This window comes from Bacillus sp. FJAT-27916 (assembly GCF_001183965.1).
Lineage (GTDB): Bacteria > Bacillota > Bacilli > Bacillales > Pradoshiaceae > Pradoshia.
Genome location: NZ_LFZV01000001.1, coordinates 3,612,529 through 3,632,188 on the forward strand (window position 1 = coordinate 3,612,529; position 19,660 = coordinate 3,632,188).

18 protein-coding genes are annotated in these 19,660 nt (G+C 43.6%); 5 read left to right on the forward strand and 13 right to left on the reverse strand.

What is annotated here, in order from left to right:
* Positions 1–109 precede the first annotated feature (109 nt).
* The gene (gene menC, locus AC622_RS17685; RefSeq protein ID WP_049672251.1) at positions 110–1,219 is read left to right on the forward strand and encodes an o-succinylbenzoate synthase; all 1,110 of its coding nucleotides are present in this window, start codon (positions 110–112) and stop codon (positions 1,217–1,219) included.
* Positions 1,220–1,273: 54 nt separating this feature from the next.
* Positions 1,274–1,501, forward strand: a complete 228-nt coding sequence (locus tag AC622_RS17690) for a hypothetical protein (RefSeq protein ID WP_049672252.1) — start codon at positions 1,274–1,276, stop codon at positions 1,499–1,501.
* A 42-nt stretch (positions 1,502–1,543) separates the two neighbouring features.
* On the opposite strand, the gene AC622_RS17695 is transcribed toward AC622_RS17690, so the two are convergent.
* Complete coding sequence (locus AC622_RS17695) at positions 1,544–2,119, reverse strand: beta-class carbonic anhydrase (protein ID WP_049672253.1); 576 nt, start codon at positions 2,117–2,119, stop codon at positions 1,544–1,546.
* 155 nt (positions 2,120–2,274) lie between these two features.
* Here AC622_RS17695 and AC622_RS17700 point away from each other — a divergent pair, with 155 nt between their 5' ends.
* Positions 2,275–3,405 carry an amidohydrolase gene (locus tag AC622_RS17700; protein WP_082197205.1) on the forward strand — a complete coding sequence of 377 codons (1,131 nt, stop codon included), beginning with the start codon at positions 2,275–2,277 and terminating at the stop codon, positions 3,403–3,405.
* A gap of 673 nt (positions 3,406–4,078) precedes the next feature.
* On the opposite strand, the gene AC622_RS17710 is transcribed toward AC622_RS17700, so the two are convergent.
* The 11 genes from AC622_RS17710 to AC622_RS17760 form a co-directional block, all read right to left on the reverse strand.
* On the reverse strand, positions 4,079–5,041 hold the full coding sequence (locus tag AC622_RS17710) for a carbohydrate kinase family protein (protein ID WP_049672255.1): 963 nt from the start codon (positions 5,039–5,041) through the stop codon (positions 4,079–4,081).
* A gap of 89 nt (positions 5,042–5,130) precedes the next feature.
* Positions 5,131–6,624 (reverse strand): glycoside hydrolase family 32 protein, encoded by a 1,494-nt coding sequence (locus AC622_RS17715; protein WP_082197206.1) that lies wholly within the window; start codon positions 6,622–6,624, stop codon positions 5,131–5,133.
* A 29-nt stretch (positions 6,625–6,653) separates the two neighbouring features.
* Positions 6,654–7,892 carry an MFS transporter gene (locus tag AC622_RS17720; RefSeq protein ID WP_049672256.1) on the reverse strand — a complete coding sequence of 413 codons (1,239 nt, stop codon included), beginning with the start codon at positions 7,890–7,892 and terminating at the stop codon, positions 6,654–6,656.
* A 205-nt stretch (positions 7,893–8,097) separates the two neighbouring features.
* Positions 8,098–9,126: a LacI family DNA-binding transcriptional regulator gene (locus tag AC622_RS17725; protein WP_049672257.1), complete on the reverse strand. Its 1,029-nt coding sequence runs from the start codon at positions 9,124–9,126 to the stop codon at positions 8,098–8,100.
* Between the two features lie 358 nt (positions 9,127–9,484).
* Positions 9,485–10,669, reverse strand: coding sequence for a methionine gamma-lyase (gene megL, locus AC622_RS17730; RefSeq protein ID WP_049672258.1), 1,185 nt, complete (start codon positions 10,667–10,669; stop codon positions 9,485–9,487).
* Between the two features lie 124 nt (positions 10,670–10,793).
* The gene (ybaK, locus tag AC622_RS17735) at positions 10,794–11,276 is read right to left on the reverse strand and encodes a Cys-tRNA(Pro) deacylase (RefSeq protein WP_049672259.1); all 483 of its coding nucleotides are present in this window, start codon (positions 11,274–11,276) and stop codon (positions 10,794–10,796) included.
* Positions 11,277–11,290: 14 nt separating this feature from the next.
* Positions 11,291–12,973 (reverse strand): ABC1 kinase family protein, encoded by a 1,683-nt coding sequence (locus AC622_RS17740; RefSeq protein WP_231589552.1) that lies wholly within the window; start codon positions 12,971–12,973, stop codon positions 11,291–11,293.
* A 32-nt stretch (positions 12,974–13,005) separates the two neighbouring features.
* Positions 13,006–13,308: a phasin family protein gene (locus AC622_RS17745; RefSeq protein WP_231589553.1), complete on the reverse strand. Its 303-nt coding sequence runs from the start codon at positions 13,306–13,308 to the stop codon at positions 13,006–13,008.
* Positions 13,309–13,463: 155 nt separating this feature from the next.
* Positions 13,464–14,450: a Gfo/Idh/MocA family protein gene (locus AC622_RS17750; protein WP_049672262.1), complete on the reverse strand. Its 987-nt coding sequence runs from the start codon at positions 14,448–14,450 to the stop codon at positions 13,464–13,466.
* 124 nt (positions 14,451–14,574) lie between these two features.
* A complete protein-coding gene (locus AC622_RS17755) occupies positions 14,575–15,492 on the reverse strand; it encodes a pseudouridine-5'-phosphate glycosidase (RefSeq protein ID WP_049672263.1) in 918 nt (305 codons plus the stop codon).
* A gap of 16 nt (positions 15,493–15,508) precedes the next feature.
* Positions 15,509–16,606, reverse strand: coding sequence for a carbohydrate kinase (locus AC622_RS17760; RefSeq protein WP_049672264.1), 1,098 nt, complete (start codon positions 16,604–16,606; stop codon positions 15,509–15,511).
* Between the two features lie 147 nt (positions 16,607–16,753).
* Between AC622_RS17760 and AC622_RS17765 the strand changes: the two genes are divergently transcribed.
* Together AC622_RS17765 and AC622_RS17770 are read left to right on the forward strand one after the other, a co-directional pair.
* Positions 16,754–18,808: a carbon starvation CstA family protein gene (locus AC622_RS17765; protein ID WP_049672265.1), complete on the forward strand. Its 2,055-nt coding sequence runs from the start codon at positions 16,754–16,756 to the stop codon at positions 18,806–18,808.
* 18 nt (positions 18,809–18,826) lie between these two features.
* Positions 18,827–19,030, forward strand: coding sequence for a YbdD/YjiX family protein (locus tag AC622_RS17770; protein ID WP_049672266.1), 204 nt, complete (start codon positions 18,827–18,829; stop codon positions 19,028–19,030).
* A 52-nt stretch (positions 19,031–19,082) separates the two neighbouring features.
* On the opposite strand, the gene AC622_RS17775 is transcribed toward AC622_RS17770, so the two are convergent.
* On the reverse strand, positions 19,083–19,313 hold the full coding sequence (locus tag AC622_RS17775) for an excisionase family DNA-binding protein (protein ID WP_049672267.1): 231 nt from the start codon (positions 19,311–19,313) through the stop codon (positions 19,083–19,085).
* Positions 19,314–19,660 lie beyond the last annotated feature (347 nt).

Sequence of the window (19,660 nt, forward strand, 5' to 3'; positions counted from 1 at the left end):
CATTTCTTTCCATTATACCAGTTAAAGTTAGAATATTCCGTTCATTCTATTTGTTGCGAAAGCAAAGGTGGATTTGGGATACTTGAAGGAGATTAAGGGGTGTTAGCAAATGCGAATAAAAGAAATAAATCTTCATCATATACAGATGAAGCTAAAGAACCCATTCACCAATAGCTTCAGTACTGTGAAAGATCGGCGCTTTATTATCATCGAAGCCGTTCTGGAGGATGGACTAACAGGATGGGGAGAATGTGTTGCCTTCGAACATCCTTGGTACACGGAAGAAACCATTTATACATGTGCGCACCTATTAAAGGATGTACTCATCCCCTCCGTAATGAATAAGCCAATCCGCCACCCGGATGATCTAACCGCCCTCTTCGCTCCTGTACGGCGAAACCCAATGGCGAAAAGCGCTTTGGAAGGAGCTGTCTGGGATCTTTATGCGAAGAAGAACGGTCTTTCACTGGCAAAGGCTTTAGGCGGAGAGAAGAAACGAATTGAAGCAGGTATTAGTATCGGCTTGAAGGAAACAGATGAGGAGCTTTTCAGTACTATTGACGAGGCTCTTAAACAGGGCTATAAGCGTATCAAATTAAAGATTAAGCCTGGCCAGGATCTATCGCTCATCAGCAAGGTCCGCACTCGCTATCCAAGCCTTCCAATCATGGCAGATGCCAACTCAGCCTATACATTGGCAGACTTAGAACGACTTCGCGGGCTTGACCAATATGATTTAATGATGATTGAACAGCCGCTTGCCTATAATGACTTATACGAGCATGCTCTGTTGCAAAAAGAATTACACACAAAAATCTGCCTTGATGAAAGCATCCAATCCGCTCATGACGCCCTGCAAGCAATCCAATTCGGCAGCTGCCAGGTCATCAATCTGAAAATCGGACGCGTCGGCGGACTATCTGAATCCTTGAAAATTCTCAAGCTATGTGAGGAAGCTGGCATTGACGTCTGGTGCGGAGGAATGCTCGAGACGGGAATCAGCCGGGCACATACGATTGCCCTTGCTTCCATGAATGCAGTCAATCTCCCTGGAGATATCTCCAGCACCCAAAATTACTGGCATCAGGATATCACCATTCCAGAGGTTGTTGTATCAAATGGCTATATTGAAGTACCAGAAAATCCTGGTACAGGCTTTGAGATTGACCGCAAAGCGCTTGAAGCCTTCACGATTCACAAAGAGTGCTTCCATGCATAATCTTCCATATTCAGGGTAAAGAAAAGAAAACCACAAATGGGAGATGATGTCGCTATGTCAAAAGACAAAAAGCAATTATCTAGGGGTAAAATGGATAATCCGGAACATACACTCACAGATAAAGAGCATATACTAGATAAATTTGAGGAAGAGCAAAACGTAGACCCGATTCCGATCGAGGACCTACGTCAGGAGAATAAGGAAGAACGGCACAAGCATGACACGAAGCAATCCTCCTCAAGCGAGAAGAAATTTAAGCCTGAAAAGCAGAAGACTGATTAACCAAACACCCCCGGATGAAACATCCGGGGGTGTTAAATTTATTTATTTTTCATCAAGAACTTCATAACCATCGGTCACAATAGACAGCTTCCCAGTCTCCGGATTAATCACCATCCCTGTCACAGGAATATGAGCCGGAATTAAGGGATGATTCTTAATCAAATTCACGCTCTCATTCACACTTTCCTGAACATTAGAGAATCCTTTCACCCAGCTGTTCACCTTAATGCCTACATTCTCTAATGTCTGGAATGTTTCCTCCGGCACCCCATTGTCTTTCATTTTATCAATGAACACATCAGGATCAATCGTGGACATCCCGCAATCCTCATGTCCAACGACAAACACTTCCTCCGCACCAAGTGCATGAATGGCCACAAGCACAGAACGCATCACACTCCCAAACGGATGATTCACAATAGCTCCTGCCGTCTTGATGATCTTCACATCTCCATTGGAAATATTCATCGCCTTCGGCAGCAGCTCCACCAACCTCGTATCCATACAGCTAATGACAACCATCTTCTTGTCAGGAAACTTATCGGTCTTATATGGCGTATATTCCTTCTTATCTACAAATTCACGATTGTAGGCCATAATTTCATCTAATGTATTCATTCTTCCGCCCCCTAAAAATGAGTGTCTATCTTTTTATTGTACATAAGTTGGCAAAATAGTTAAAATAATATACAAATTTTAGAAGACGGAAACTTCCTGCAGTAATTGCGTAAACTATCCTAATACCAAAATTCACAAGTGGAAAGGATACCCCAATCTTGAAGAAGAAATTGAAGCATCTCGAACCGCACGTACATTCAACATACTCCCATCTTCATTCCCACCCAGAGGTAAGCTGGAACGAGAAAGAAACTGCCGCATATATCCTTCAGCGACTAAGCGAAGATGGACTCAAATGCACCCCATTTCCCTCCTTCCCTGGCTTAATTGCTGAAATCGGCACCGGACGGCCCGTCATCGCCATCCGCGCGGATATGGACGCACTCTGGCAGGAGAAGGATGGCTCTTTCCAGGCTGTCCATTCCTGCGGGCATGATGCCCATATGTCCATCGTTCTTGGAACAGCAGCACTCTTAAAAGACAGCATCGGCGGCTTGAAAGGCACCATCCGTTTCATCTTTCAGCCTGCCGAGGAAACAGGCGAGGGAGCTATCGCTGTCACAAAGCTCGGCGTCGTAGATGATGTCGATTATTTATTCGGCCTCCACCTGCGCCCAATCGAGGAACTGCCGCTCGGAGCCGCCGCCCCTGCTATCAATCATGGGGCAAGCCATCACATCCTCGGCAAAATCATCGGTGAAGACGCCCATGGAGCCAGGCCCCACCTCGGCACAAGCGCCATCGAAACCGGCATGATGCTCAACCAATTGCTCAGCCAAATCAAACTATCACCCATGAACCCGCACTCCGTCAAACTGACCCGTTTTGAAGCAGGCGGGGAGAACTTAAACATCATCCCCGGCAACGCCATTTTCGGCATTGACGCCAGGGCTCAATCAAACGAAGACCTTAACCACCTCAAAGTTGAAATCCAGCGCTCCATCCAAGCACTTGAGGAATGGTACGGAATCACCATTGAACAAGAACACCAGCCAGACACAACGGCTTCCATCATCTCAAAAGAAGCTGCCAACCATATGGAAACCGCCATCATCGACACTCTCGGCAGAAAAGGATTACACAAAACCGTTGTCACCCCAGGCAGCGACGATTTTCACTTCTACACAAAATTACGTCCAAACATCAAAGCAACCATGCTCGCACTCGGCGCCGATCTCACCCCCGGCCTGCACCATCCGCATATGACCTTTGACCATTCCTGTTTGATGATTGGCGTAGAAATCATGTCGCGGGCTGTTATGGAAACAATGAAGGCTGAATCATAATGGGTGATTCGGCTTTTTTGTTTGGGAATGAGGATGCCTGAGGCACCTTTGGCCCATTTGTATAGGGGTTGGGTGGGCTTTCTCTGACGATGTCCACCCTTTGACCATCCTTTCCCCCCTTTGCATGGGGGTTGGGTGGGCTTTCTCTGACGATGCCCACCCTTTGTCCACCCTTCATCCCCCTTGCCTGGGCATTGGATGGGCTTTCTCTGACGATGTCCACCCTTTCCCCCCTTTCCGTGGGAGTTGGGTGGGCTTTCTCTGACGATGTCCACCCTTTGTCCATCCTTTCCCCCCTTTGCCTGGGCATTGGGTGGGCTTTCTCTGACGATTCCCACCCTTTGTCCACCCTTCATCCCCCTTGCCTGGGGGTTGGGTGGACTTTCTCTGACGATTCCCACCCTTTGTCCACCCTTTCCCCCCTTTGCGTGGGAGTTGGATGGGCTTTCTCTGACGATTCCCACCCTTTGTCCACCCTTTCCCCCCTTTGCGTGGGAGTTGGGTGGGCTTTCTCTGACAATGTCCACCCTTCATCCCCCTTGCCCGGGCATTGGGTGGGCTTTCTCTGACGATTCCCCCCCTTTGTCCACCCTCTCCCCCACTCTTCAACCCCTTACAAACAAGAAAGCCGAGCCATTTTGACTCGGACATGATCATTTTGTCTATTTGGTTTTTATAGCATAGCGAGAATTTCTTCTAGCGTTGGTAGTGCGCTAATTCCGCCTTTTTTAGTAGTCGTAAGTGCTCCGCTTGCATTTGAAAAGGTTAGAAGATGATTACTATGTTCTTCAGCATATTTCTCTAGATTGTTAATTGTCACGCCATCACGTAGTAAACAAGATAAAAATCCTCCAATGAACGCATCTCCTGCACCTGTTGTATCCACAGCGGTAACTTTATATGCTTCTTTAAAGGTTGAATGGTTTCTAGTGATGATGTAGGCGCCTTTGCTCCCTTTTGTATATACCACGACCTTAACATGCCCAGTAAATAGTGATTGTAAGCCCGCAGATTCATCCTTTATTCCTGTTATGAATTCCAATTCTTCATCTGAAACCTTCACAATATGAGATTGAGGGAGAAAGGCTAATATCGTCTTTCTGCAGCTTTCGTGGTCATTCCAGAGCGGTAAACGGACATTAGGGTCAAAACTAATAATCCCTTTATTCCTATGAGTCTGTTTAATTAACTTTTCATGAGCATATTTCATGGGTGATTCTACTAAATCGACTGAACAGAAGTGAAGAATATCGCCTTGTTCCATTAAATTGTCTTCTATTTCTTCTGCTTGTAATAATAAATCGGCAGAAGGATTACGATAGAAGCTAAAATCTCGTTCTCCGTCACTGTTCAATGAAACAAAGGCCAACCCTGTATTAGCTTCGCTTGTTCTTAATACCGATTTAGTGTCGACCCCAGCATTCTCTAAAGTATCTATTAGAAAGTCACCAAATGCATCTTCACCTAATTTCGTAACCATCTTAGCCGATTGCCCATATCGGGATACCGCAGCAGCTACATTTGCTGGTGCACCACCAGGTGCTTTTTCAAAACGATTGACGTCCTTTAATCCTACCCCGTTTTCTTGAGGGATAAAGTCAATTAACACTTCACCGATACTCACTAATTTGGACATGTTATCACCTGACATTCTGTATTTTAGTTCTTTCTATATAAATGACAGCCACATCCATAAGGATTGAATGTGGCTGTGATATTTTGTGATTATTCCCAGATATCAGCTAGTTTCCAAGCCTGCACAGATTTAAGATTTACTTTTCCATCTTCAGCGTAGAATTGAACATTTAAACTTGTTTTCTTTGGATAGATTCTACTTGTCATTGTGGTAGTACCTTCGTTTGCAAATACTTCAATCGATGATCGGTCAAGATAGAGGTGAAGAATAACTGTATCGCCTTCTAAATTGATAGCCGTCTGGCGGATACCTTTTACTCCTGCACCAGAGTGCTCGCGATTAAGTATAAGCTTACTATGCTCTACATCAATGCCAATGGAGGTCTCTTCCGTTCCATCTTCACTGCATCTCACCTTGATTCCGAATTCCTTTGCCGTAAGGTTTTTTAGTGAGAATTCAGCTTTAAGCTCGAGCAGTTCTTGGTTTATCGGTGTTTTAATAACTTCATTTGAAATAGAGGCCACATTCACTTCTAGTTCCTGTTCACGAAGGCCTTTCAGCTCGGCAACTGGCTTCATGATTATGTTTCCTTCAGCAGATAAAGATAACTCCCTTGGTAGTGTTAAAGCTCCACACCATCCATGCTCTTTAGTCGGCATTTCAGATTCCCACATATCCATCCATCCTATAGCAATTCGACGACCTTGATCATCATGTAATGTCTGTACCGCATAGAAGTCATGGCCATGATCGATTTCGTGGAAATCACCATGCTCAAATTTCTTCGTGGTTTCATTGTAAGATCCGATTAAATACCCTGTTTGGAAAAGGTTATTGTAAGAGTCTCCTTCTGCTTTCATTCCTTGAGGAGAGAATAGCAGAACATCCTTTCCATCTAGCTCAAAGAAATCTGGACATTCCCACATATATCCCAAGTTACTTTCATTTTGCGCCAATACGCCTTCATACTCCCAATCGATTAAATCCTTTGAAGTATAGTGAATAACTCGACCAATATCATCTTTCGTTCTGTTGCCCAATACAATATGGTAAAGGCCATCTTTTTCCCAGATTTTCGGATCACGGACATGCCCTGTACTGTCTTCTGGAATGTCTCTAATTACTGGGTTATTTTCATACTTCTCGAAGTGAATGCCATCTTTGCTTGAAGCGATGCACTGTGTCTGAATCGCAATATCTTTTGATTGATCAACCCATACATGGCCTGTATAAATTAAATAGAGCATATCATCCTTTACAATAGCACTCCCGGAAAAGCACCCATCGCGATCATAATCATGGTCAGGTGCCAAGGCCACTGGAAGATGCTCCCAGTGAACTAAATCCTTACTTTTGGCGTGGCCCCAATGCATTGGCCCCCAGCTCTCTCCATATGGATAATGCTGATAAAATGCATGGTATTCACCTTTAAAAAACACAAGACCATTTGGATCATTAATCCAGTTAGCTGGCGCGGCAATATGATAGCCTAAACGCCAATCCTTTTTCATTTTTTTTACGGCTTCTTGAAGAGCCTCATTTGCTTGATTAATTGCATTATTAGCCATTGTGACAGTCGTCATATAAATCACGTTCCTTTTCAAGTTTTCTATTAAGATGCTTTAGCTTGTCTATTCATTTGCACTTCTTCTTTTACATCCTTGGTTAATGTAAAGCAGGAAATAATATTAAATGTCAGCACAATTCCACCAATGATGAAGTACACATGACTGAATCCTATTGTGTCGTATAAAGAACCAAATACTGGTGATAGAAATGCAGCAGCAATCGCACTTGAGAATTGGAAACCTACTAAATAAAGAGTTGAAGATAAGCGATTATCAAAATGCTGAGCCAGGTATTTAAAAATCGCAATTAACATAATCGGCAATTCGAGAGCATGAAGCAGTTTCATACAAGATATGCCGATTGGTTCAAAGGCCAAACCTGAACCAATAATACGTGTCGCCATGATAAAGCCAGCTAAGAGCAACGATTTTTTTGCTCCAATTTTGTTTACAATAAATGGTGCAGCGAACATCATGCCTGCTTCCAAAAATACTTGGAATGAATTCAAGTAACCGTATAATTGGTTTCCTTTAGAAATGTCAGAGAATAAAGAAGCATAATATGTAGGGAATTGTTGATCATACACCGAATAGAAACATACTACGCCAAATACATACATGACGAAGAACCAGAACTTTTTCAGTTTTAACAATCCAAAGACATCCTTCATCTTAATGGGCTCTTGAGTAGTAATATCCGAAGAACCTGTTAAATCTACTTTTGTCATTAATAAGATCAATACTAAACATAAAGCTGAACCTGAAGCTAACCAGAAATTAATATTAGGATTGATGTTAAATAGCTGTCCTGCGAAGAAAGTCGCTGCTGCCCATCCTAAAGAGCCCCACATTCTTGATTTCCCATATTCAAAGTCACACTTACGACCTATTTTTTCAATATATGATTCTACTGCTCCACAGCCTGCTTGGAAGGCAGCACCTAGGAACATACCGCCTACGATAGCACCTAATAAAATGTTGTATTTCAATAATGGTCCATAAATATAGATGAAGAAAGGACCTGATAAAACAAGTAATGCAGTAATAAACCAAAGGATATGTTTCTTTAAGCCAATCTTGTCAGAGATTACTCCATAAAGCGGTTGCATAATTAATGCTACGATTGCGTTTGCTGAGAAGATAATCCCTGTACTAGCACCGCTTAACTGAATATCTTGACTTAACCAAATAGAAAATAAAGACATACAGGAAGACCATGTAAAGAAGTAAAAAAAGAAAAATGCACTTAATAACCAATAATTTCGTTTTGCTCCTATTTTCATACCCTACCACTTCCCTTTCTGTTTATAACTCTTTCAACAAATTACGTAAACGTTTACGTAAACGTTTACTTTATTGCTTAACTTAATAATAAAAGCGCTTTCATGATTAAGCAAGAAGAAAATTGTTCCATGCATAAAAAAATAAAAAAAGACCTATAGGTCCGACACTAAATATGTGTCCATCTATAGGTCTTGAATAATGATCTTAACTAGATCTTCGAATAATCAAGGATGTATCTAACATGTAATCTGTCGGTTTTTCTTGCTTATTTTTGATGCAATCCAAAATGACCTCAGCAGCTTTCTGTCCCATTTCATAAGCTGGTTGTTTAACGGTTGTTAACGATGGATTAATGATTTTCATCCATTCATAATCATCAAATCCTATGATGGCCATTTCATCAGGAATTTTGATGTAATGCTCTTGGAAGTATGAAATAGCTCCCATTGTCATCACATTATTTGCAACAAAGAGTGCGCTGACCTCTTTTTGCTCCATAAACTCTTTCGCTATTCTGTATCCATCTTCTAAAGAAGCATTTCCTATTTTCACATACTTCTCATTAAAGGATAAATGATGATCTGCAAGGGCTTGCTTATATCCCTCTAAACGTTTATCACTTGTTGTTAAACCTAATTCCCCCGTTATAAACCCGATATGTTTATGCCCCTTTTCGATGAGATGCTTCGCAGCAGCATACGCACCTTGAAAATTATCGGTTAACACACAATTCCCTTGGTAGTTCTGGGGTTTTCGGTCAATGAAGACAATGGGTGAATCATTATTAATCGGCAGGTCAGCTAGATAAGAATAATCATTTCCGGTTGGTACTAGAATGATTCCGTCCACTAACTGATTATGGAACATTTGAATATGTTCTTTTTCTAAATCAGGATTTTCGTAGGAGTTACATAGAATTAATTTATACCCGTTCTTTGATAATGTTTGTTCGATACCTTGAGCGACAATCATAAAAAAAGCATTAGCTGTATCTGTAAATTCTTTAACTGGTACAATTAATCCGACTAAATGCGAATTCTGGCTCCTTAATGTTCTTGCAACAGGGTTAGGAACATAATTTAATTCCTTCATGGCCTCTTTTACCTTTGTCGTTACTTCTTCAGATACATATCTAGTTCCATTGATTACATGAGAGACAGTTGCTGTAGATACCTCCGCCATTGCCGCTACATCTTTTATACTTGTCTTGTTTTTCTTCTCTCTCGCAGCCATTGTCTAATCCTCACTTCATCTTTAAATCAATTGATACCCTCCGATTAACATGGATCGGAGTCATTCGGCTTTCAACCATTCGGTAATCTGCCAAAGACTTTACCTTTATCCCACCCTGAGTTTGCACTCTCATTTGGCATTCATCTCCACACCGGTCGAAGTGGTAAGCTCTTTGCTGAATAAAGGTAAATAAACTCATACATATCGCTATAGACGCTACTTAAAGTATAACACATCGCCCCTGCTGCCTATTCTTCTCTTCAGAAATATCGTTGCATGAAGTTCTGTCAGCACTCTCCGGCTTGTTAAATTCTATATAAAAAATCATGCATTCCTCAAAAAAGTCTCTAATAAGCTATTACCCTTCTAACGCTTGCTCAATATCTGCCCAAATATCCTCCCACGATTCAAGACCGACAGAGAGACGGATCAGCTGATCGGTGACGCCCATGGAGAGGCGGTCTTTTTCTGGAATGACAGCATGGGTCATGGAGGCTGGATGAGAGATGAGTGTTTCCACATCTCCCAGACTGACGGCAATTTTGATGAGTTGGAGCTTGTTAAGGAAAGCTTGTGCTTCTCGTTTCCCTCCTTCTTTTAGTTCGAAGGAGATGACTCCTCCTGGCTGCTTCATTTGTTTAATGGCAGCTTCATGTCCGGCATTATCTTTATTCCATGGAAAATACACTTGCCCGACTTGCGGGTGATTTAGCAGCTGTTCATTGATCTTGATGGCATTTTCACTGTGGCGGTCCATGCGGACGGGCAGGGTTTTGAGACCGCGCAAAAGAAGCCATGCGTCAAATGGAGACATGATGCTGCCGATATCTTTCAGGCTGTTCTTTTTGAGATTAGTGATAAAGGATTTTTTTCCGGCAACCAGACCGGCGACGACATCTCCATGTCCCCCAATGTATTTGGTTGCGCTATGGAGAGCAACATCACATCCGAGTGCAAGTGGTGATTGGAGATATGGAGATGGAAATGTGTTGTCGACAACGACGGGAATGCCGTATTCCTTGGCCACGCGCGAAACCATCTCTAGGTCAATGACGCGCATCGTTGGGTTAATGGGTGTTTCGACAAAGATACAGGTCGTCTCTGGACGAATGCTGTTTCGAATTTGCTCTTCTGATTCCATCGGGCTGAAATCATAATCAATCGCATATTTATCCTTTAGCAAGACCAGTAAGTCAAAGGTGCATCCATACACACCAAGGGAGCAGAGGATATGGTCATTTGCTTTTGACAGTTCAATTAAAACAGCTGAAACCGCTCCCATTCCTGATGCGAAAGCGGCGCAATCTTCAGCTCCTTCTAGGACAGCCACCTTTTCTTCAAGTGCTTGAACAGTCGGGTTTCCGAGGCGGGAGTAAATATAGCCTTCTTCTGTTCCAGCAAAGCGTGCCTCGCCTTGCTCCGCTGTATCAAAAGTGAATGTTGAGGTTTGGTAAATCGGTGTGGATAGACTGCCTACATGCTTTTTTGTATCATATCCGGCATGGACGGCTGCCGTTTCAAAGTGCTTGTATTCTTTTCTCATCCGTCAATTCTCCTCCAATTAAACAGGATTATTGTTCCATCTGATTTTATCATATGCCCAATAGGTAAATCATGGAATTCGGGAATATAGACAAAAAAATAAAAGGCTTGTTAAAAGCCTTTCTTCATTCTTCATGGATGACAGCTGCTGTTTGCCCTTTGGTTACATTCAACAAATCATCCAGATGGATCTTCATTTGCATGCCAATCTTGCCGGCAGAAACGATAATGATTCCTTCCTCCTCTGCCTTCTTATCGATGAAAGTTGGATATTGCTTTTTCATCCCGACCGGTGAACAGCCGCCGCGTATATAGCCTGTGTATTTCTGCAAATCCGCGACAGACAGCATGTCGATTTTTTTCTCTCCCGCTGCTCGTGCTGCCCGCTTTAAATCGAGTTCAGCCATAACTGGTATGACGAATACGTATAGATTTTTGGCTGCGGAGATTGTCACCAATGTTTTGAACACATAACGGGCATCCTCGCCAATCTTAAGAGCAACAGATATCCCATCAATCTTGCCATCCTCAGGATTATATTGAAGTAATTCATAGGATACTTTCCTTTGGTCAAGTATCCTGAGTGCATTTGTCTTTCCTTTCGCCATTCTAACCCTCCCTCTCAAAACCGCCCAGATCGGAAGATGGAATAGAGGAGATAGAGAACCATGACCGTCGCAATGACAAACCCAATTTCGATAATCGGAATCTGCCACAGGATGTTGGTTCCGCCTCTGGTTGAGGAGCCAATGACCAGGCCTGCCATGATAATGCTGAAGGACAGCAGGATGATTGCATAGGATAGTTGGTTCGCCATCTTATCCATCTTTGCCAAAAACGTTTCAAGCTGCGGTACTTTAATCTGCACACTAAATTTGCCATCTTTTAATTTATTCGTCAAATCTTTCAGGCTGCGAGGCATTTCTGAGAAGAAATCAGAATAGTCGACGACCTTATTAAAGATCATCTCTGCAATATTTTTCGGCTGGAAGCGTTCCTTGACTAAATGGTCGCCAAAAGGCTCGACGACATCAAGGATATTGTATTCCGGATAAAGAGTTTCCACAACACCCTCAACAGCTAAAAAGGTTTTGCCAAGCATCGTCAAATCTGATGGAATACGGATATGATGCAGATAGGTGAGGGTGAAGAAATCATTGATGACGTCGCTGATGCTGATCTTATTTAAATTCTGCCCGTAATAATTATCAATGAATTCCTGCACATCCGCTTTTAGCTGATCGTAGTTTATGTCATCCGGCGTAATCCCAATCTTCAAAATGGAGCGTACGACAAAATCAGTATTCCCCTTTCGCAGCGCCATCAGCAGGGAGGCGAATTCATACTTCATCTCAGCATTAATTCGGCCGATATTGCCAAAGTCAAGAAAGACAAGCCGATCGCCGGGCTGGACAAACACATTTCCGGGATGCGGGTCAGCATGAAACAAGCCTTCGTCGAGGATTTGTTTCATCATCGCCTCTGTGAAACGCTTGCTCAGCAGACAGCGGTCAAAGCCAATCTCATCAAGGCTTTTCACATCATTGATTTTAATCCCCTCCACAAACTCCATTGTAAGAACTCTTTTTGTGGAGTAATCCCAATAAACCTCCGGGATGCGGATCATATCATCATCTTTGAATTGAGCGGCAATCTTCTCGGCATTTCGTCCCTCAATCCCGTAGTCAAGCTCCATGTTCAGAGAGAGGGAAAATTCATCGACGATATCATTAATGCCATAATCTCTCGCCCAATGATACCGCTTCTCTGCAATACGGGCGAGGTTATGCAGAATTTCAAGATCCGTATCAATGGTTTTCGTGATATTAGGTCTCTGTACCTTCACTGCCACAATATCACCTGATGGAAGAATAGCTTTATGTACTTGACCAATAGAGGCTGCCGCAATTGGAACTGGATTAAATTCAGTAAACAATTCCTCGAGCGGCAGCTCTAATTCGTCCTCAATGATGGCCTTTACTTCATCGAAGGGAAATTCCCGTACCTTATCCTGAAGCTTCTCAAGCTCAAGGATAATGGCAGCCGGGACGATATCAGGGCGGGTACTCATCATTTGTCCGAGCTTGATATAGGTTGGACCAAGCTCCTCTAAAATCAGCCGGATACGCTCACCCGCTGGCTTTTCTTTAACATCCTTCCCTTCAAAAATCCACTTGCCGCCAAAAGGAAGCATATCAGCCAGCCCAAGCTCTTCCGCTATAGAGCCAAAACCGTTATGAATCATGGCACGAATAATATCTTGATAGCGATTAAAATGGCGTATCCTCTTATTCAACACTTGCATCCACCCCTACTCTATTGGTCCTCTAATGACGCTTAATCCTGTTTTGCTTCTAACGCAGCAATTCTTTGCTCAAGTCTTGCGATATCCTCTTTCGTTGCAATATCCATTTCCTGAAGGCGCAGCTTAACCTTCATGTTAATTTGTTGTTCGACCTCTTTCTGGCGCTCCTCACCGCGCTGCACTAAATCATTCACCATTTGTTTTGATTCCTGTTCAGATACATCGCCGCGCTTAACCATTTCATCAACATACTTTTCAATCTGTTCCTTGCTGACAATGGCAGCTCCTAAACCAAAGGAAAAAGCTTTGTTGACCATGTCTCGAATTGTACTCATTTCAATCCACCTCATTTAGAAATTTTTTAGACAGACTTCCTCTCCTCTTACATTCCACCATTCCATTTAAACAAACATGAATTTTATGGATATTGTGTGTATGATTCAAACAAAAAGAGACAGCACTAACTGGCCGCCTCTTGCTGATTCTAGTTTTATTGCTTGTCCGGCCCAAAGATGATGCCGCACTGCTTCCTTGTATGTTCCATTATATTTAAGACAATTCCGCTCAGATTGGCTAGTTCTACATAGCGTTCCTCATCGCCTGTCTTGATGATATCGGTGAATGTCTCGATTTCATACACCATGTCATTATTGGTTTGTTCGATGGAAAATGGCTCACATACCTTTGTTTCCCGGTCAATGAACTCAATTTTTTCAACGGTCCCTGACCCAGGGAAGATGATATTGCCCTTCTCGCCGTGAATTTCATTTGAACCATATGAATCGGTGATTTTGGAGCAAACAATCGTGCAGACAAAATCTACGTATTGGAGGACAAGTGTACCGCCTCCATCAACCCCGCTATCGAGCATAACGGGAACATAAATGCTTGAATCTGGCTCTCCGAATAAAGAGATTGCCATGTAGAGCGGGTAAATACCTAAGTCGACCAGCGCTCCCCCTGCGTATTTAGCTGAGAAGATATTCGGAACTTCCCCTTCCAAGTATTGATCGTAACGAGAAGAGTACTTCATATATTGCAGGTTAACGCTTCTAATTTGGCCGACACGTCCTAGATTATTCTTCAAGACGCTGAAATTCGGCGCATGAATCGTTCTCATCGCCTCGAATAAAAAGACATTATTCTTCCTTGCTGTCTCAAAGGCATTCTCCCATTCCTTCATACTCGTAAACATCGGTTTTTCACAGATAATATGCTTACCGTGCTCCATTAAGAAGATAGCCTGCTCATAATGAATGGAATTTGGAGAGGCTATGTAGACTACCTCAATTTCCTCACAGGTCGCCAATTGCTCCAGCTGATTAAATACGAGTTTCACATCATATTGATTCGCAAAGCGTGTTGCCTTCTCTAAATCTCTTGAATAAACCGCCTTTAATGTGAGTTTTCCGCTCTCAGCAGCCGCTTCGATAAAGCGTTCAGTAATCATGCTCGTTCCAATCGTTGCAAATTTCATATGAAAACACTCCCTAGAGCAAATTTTGATGAATTTCCTATCTTTTTATTGTATCAAAAGGAGGAAAAAGAAGCGCCTGCCAGCCACTAAAAAAACTGCCGGAGATGACCCGGCAGCCTGTGTATTATTGAGAGATTTTCCCGAAAGCAACTGCGATTTGAGCGCCGACTTTTGCATTGTTTTTCACTAATGCGATGTTGGCTTCAAGGCTCTTGCCTTCTGTTACGTCTTTAATTTTGCCTAGTAGGAATGGAGTAACATCCTTACCAGTGATTCCAAGAGATTCTGCCTCTTCAACCGCATCATCAATTACCTTGTTGATAAAGCTGTCTTCCATTGCGAATTCCTCTGGGATTGGGTTACCGATAACCATTCCGCCTTTAAGATTCATATCCCATTTCGCCTTCATCATTTCCGCAATCTCTGTCGGAGTATCTAGACGATAGTTCACATCGAACGGACTTGTTCTTGTGAAGAAGGATGGTAATTTATCTGTTTGATAACCAACAACTGGCACCCCTTGTGTTTCAAGGTATTCCATCGTTAAACCTAGGTCAAGAATGGACTTAGCCCCTGCACAAATGACCGCTACATCTGTCTTTGCTAATTCCTGAAGGTCGGCGGAGATATCCATTGTTGTCTCAGCTCCACGGTGCACACCGCCGATTCCGCCTGTCACGAATGTTTTAATGCCAGCAAGCTCTGCGCAGATCATCGTTGCCGCAACCGTTGTTGCACCGTTCTTCTTCGCTGCTACCAAGTATGGCATATCGCGGCGGCTAGCTTTCGCAATGCCCTTTGTTTTCCCGAAGAATTCAAGCTCCTCATCGCTTAAGCCGATGCGAATAACACCGTCAATGACAGCCATTGTTGCCGGAACAGCTCCCTCTTCGCGGATGATAGCTTCTACTTCACGAGCTGTTTGCACGTTTTGTGGATATGGCATACCGTGTGAGATGATTGTAGATTCCAACGCTACGATTGGTGTTCCGTTTTTCTTCGCTTCTTTCACTTCTTCTGATAATTTAATCCATTCATTCATGTTGTTTAATCTCCTTTTAAAATAATCTCTCTTTTTCCTTCTCTAGGGATAGGCGATTCAAGGATGGACTGACCGTTTCCTTTGACTGAATCGTAATGGAGGCACTAGACATGCCGTATTGGCAGGATTCAAGGATAGAATGACCCTCAATGGCACCGAGCATGATGCCCGCTGCTAGTGAATCTCCTGCACCAGTCACATCTACGACAGAATCAGCAGGCTGTCCAGTAAGGAAGCCTTCTTCCCCCTTATCGTTTATGAAATATAATCCTTTTTCACTACGTGTGATAATCACATGACGAACACCCCGAGCAAGGATTTTGGCACCAGCCGCCCGGACGGATTCATCATCATTAACCGTCAAACCAGAAAGCACCTCAGCCTCTTCCCGATTCAGGATGAGCCATTCCAGGCCACTCAGGTTTTCCGGAAGACGGTCCAATTTCGGGATAGATACGGGAACGACAGAAACAGGGATACCTTCATCTGCACAGCGCCCAATGATATAGCTGATAATCTCCTTCGGAAAATTCGTATCGAGCAGAACCATGGAGCTTGCGGCGATATGTGACCATCGCTTCTCGATGAACGGGATATCAACGGCATCATAGATACCCATATCAGCAAACGCAACTGCCATATTCCCATGCTCATCTAAGATGGCTGTGTATGTGCCTGTCGTATGTCCGGCAATCTCTAGAGACGGAAGAATCTTCACGTACTCACCCGTTCTAGCAAGGACATCCTTGCCTTCTCGATCATCGCCGACAACCGTCAGTAAGTGAACATCTGCTCCAATACGTCCGAGATTCTCCGCAATATTGCGGGCAACCCCGCCTAGAGTTGAAGTTGTTTGGACGGGATTAGAGGTTTCGAGACGGAAGGCTTTTTCGAGCGAGGATTTCCGGTCCATATTGGCACCGCCAATACAGACAATCCGCTTACCCTCAGGAAGAACATAAGCACGTCCCAATAATTTTCCCTGCTTTGTCAGAGAAGAGATGTAGCCGGCAATGGCACTTCTTGAAAGATTCAGTTTCCCCGCTATCTCATTTTGCGTGATGAACGGGTTATCTTTTATTAAATGTAGAATCTGACTCTCTTTTTCATTCATAGGATTCAACCCTTTTGAAAACATTTGTCTATAGTATAAACAATTGTCCAACTGATATACAAGGTGAAATTTAATTGAAAAAAATGTTCAAAAATTCAAAATAATGTAATATGATAGTCTACAAATAGAAAGGAGATGAAAAGATTCGTGAAAGCTATTCGCTCTATCCTTCTTTGGGGGATTATCGCTGCCATCGGGGCAGTTGGGTTTGGGGTACTTGCATTAAATCAGGGGGAAACAATCAATTCAATCTGGCTGTTAACCGCCGCTGTTTGTACATATGCAGTTGCCTACCGCTTTTATAGTAAGTTTATTGCTCATAAAGTCTTTAATCTGGATGACAACCGAAAGACACCCGCTGAATTGAACAATGACGGGAAGGATTATGTCCCGACAAATAAATGGGTACTCTTCGGTCATCATTTCGCTGCCATCGCTGGAGCCGGCCCACTGGTCGGACCAATTCTCGCTGCACAAATGGGCTATCTTCCAGGGACCATCTGGATTATTGTCGGTGTTGTCCTAGCCGGTGCTGTCCAGGATTTCGTTATCTTGTTCGGCTCTATCCGCCGCAATGGAAAATCACTCGGTGAGATGATTAAGGAAGAGATTGGTCCAGTGACCGGGTTCATCGCCATGGTTGGTATTTTCGGCATCATGGTTATTCTTCTTGCCGTATTGGCTTTGGTTGTAGTGAAAGCGCTTACCGACAGCCCTTGGGGAATGTTTACGATTGCCGCCACCATCCCAATCGCCTTCTTCATGGGAATATACATGAGATACTTGCGCCCAGGCCGTGTTGGGGAAGCCTCTATTATTGGTATTATTCTATTATTGCTCTCTATTTATTTCGGCCAATATGTTTCACAGCATGAGACATTAGCCGAGATGTTTACCTTCACTGGCGAACAAATCGCGATTATGCTGATCATTTATGGCTTTGTTGCCTCTGTTCTCCCTGTATGGCTTTTGCTTGCGCCGCGTGATTATTTAAGCACCTTCTTGAAGATTGGCACCATCGTTGGTCTTGCAATTGGGATTCTCGTTGTTGCGCCTAATCTTGAGATGCCGGCCATGACGCAATTCGTTGATGGAACAGGACCTGTCTTCTCAGGGAATCTCTTCCCATTCCTGTTCATTACTATCGCCTGTGGAGCGGTCTCTGGTTTCCACTCACTCATCTCATCCGGCACAACGCCGAAGATGATTGAACGTGAGTCACATGCCCGTCCAATCGGTTACGGAGCCATGCTGACAGAATCCTTTGTCGCTGTTATGGCGATGATTGCCGCCTGCGTTCTGACACCAGGCATTTATTTCGCCATCAACAGTCCAGCCGCCGCAATCGGTACAGACCCGGCCGCGGTCGCAACAACGGTCTCCAGCTGGGGCTATACGGTTTCCCCGGATGATTTAACAACGCTCGCAGATGATGTTGGGGAATCCTCCGTCATTTCACGTACAGGCGGAGCACCGACACTTGCCATTGGAATGGCGCACATCTTCTCCCAAGTGATTGGCGGCAAGGCACTCATGGCCTTCTGGTACCATTTCGCCATTCTCTTTGAGGCTTTGTTCATCCTGACGACCATTGATGCCGGAACTAGGGTGGGGCGATTCATGGTTCAGGATCTTATCGGCACCTTCTACAAACCATTCGCCAAGACCGAATCTTGGATTCCAAATATCATTGCGACCGCCATATGTGTCCTTGGCTGGGGATACTTCCTCTACCAAGGCGTTGTTGACCCGCTCGGTGGCATCAACACATTATGGCCGTTATTCGGGATCTCGAATCAAATGCTTGCCGGAATCGCCCTCCTGCTTGGCACGACCATCCTCTTTAAGATGGGCAAGACAAAGTATGTCTGGGTTACCTTAATTCCGACCACCTGGATTCTCATTGTCACCATGACAGCCGGCCTGCAAAAAATCTTCCATGAGAAGATATCCATCGGTTTCTTGTCACACGCCAAAGTGTACAAGGAGGCCTACGATAATGGAGAAGTGCTTGCACCGGCCAAGGATTTAGGCGAAATGAAGCAAGTCATCTTTAATGATTACCTTAATACCGGTTTAACGGCAGTCTTCATGATCGTCGTCATCACCGTCCTCATCTCAGCCGTTCGCATCTGGATTAAATTAATCAGAGGTCAATCTGTCACCATGCACGAATCAGAATACATCAGCCGAAATGCCTGATCAGAAAGGAGACACTTCATGTTTAAAAAAATCAGACATGCACTCTCCTACCGAAAACAATTTATCAGTCTAATGGTAGGCGTGCCAAGCTATGAAACCTATGTGGAACACATGAAAACCCATCATCCAGGCGAACCGATTCCATCTCGCAAACAATTTTTCTGCGAAGCTCAGGAAGCCCGCTATAATGCGAAGGATGGGAAAGTCTCACGTTGCTGCTAATTAACAGAAAGAGGGAAGCCCCGAATGTGCTGGGCTTCCCTCTCTTCCTCTATTAATCCTCGTCCTTTGCATCCCAATCCTCTGGAATGGGTTCATGGAGCCATTCCTGAAACATCCTCTTATATACTTCGAGCTGTTCATGGTAATTGGAGAACTGTTCACGATTGATTAAATATTGTTCCCCATCAAAGACAGCACGGATTTTCTTCTCCTGAATGAGCTGGTCTAAATAGGAGACCGGCAGATTCAAGTATTCCGCTGTTTCCTTCACAGAAAGGTACATACCTCTCACCTCTGATTAACGATAGTCCATTCAGTCTAGCATACTTTATGAAGAAACACATCTCAGAGCACAGCAGCAGACTTATCGTTTATCTATCCATTTCGATCGGTACATCAAGCGAAAAAAACATTGGGATTCCGACAATAATATAGAGTCCCCCTTTAGCATGACCTGGTCAAAGAGATAGGTAAAGCCAACCACCCATAGAATAATACTGCCTATTTAAGTATCTTCATAAGAAACCCCGTTTCAATAACCCTTTATCTCTCAATCTTTATTCACACAGAAAGAGTCTGGGACAAAGCGAAATAAATGATTCTCAAAAATGAAAGATGATAACTTATTCT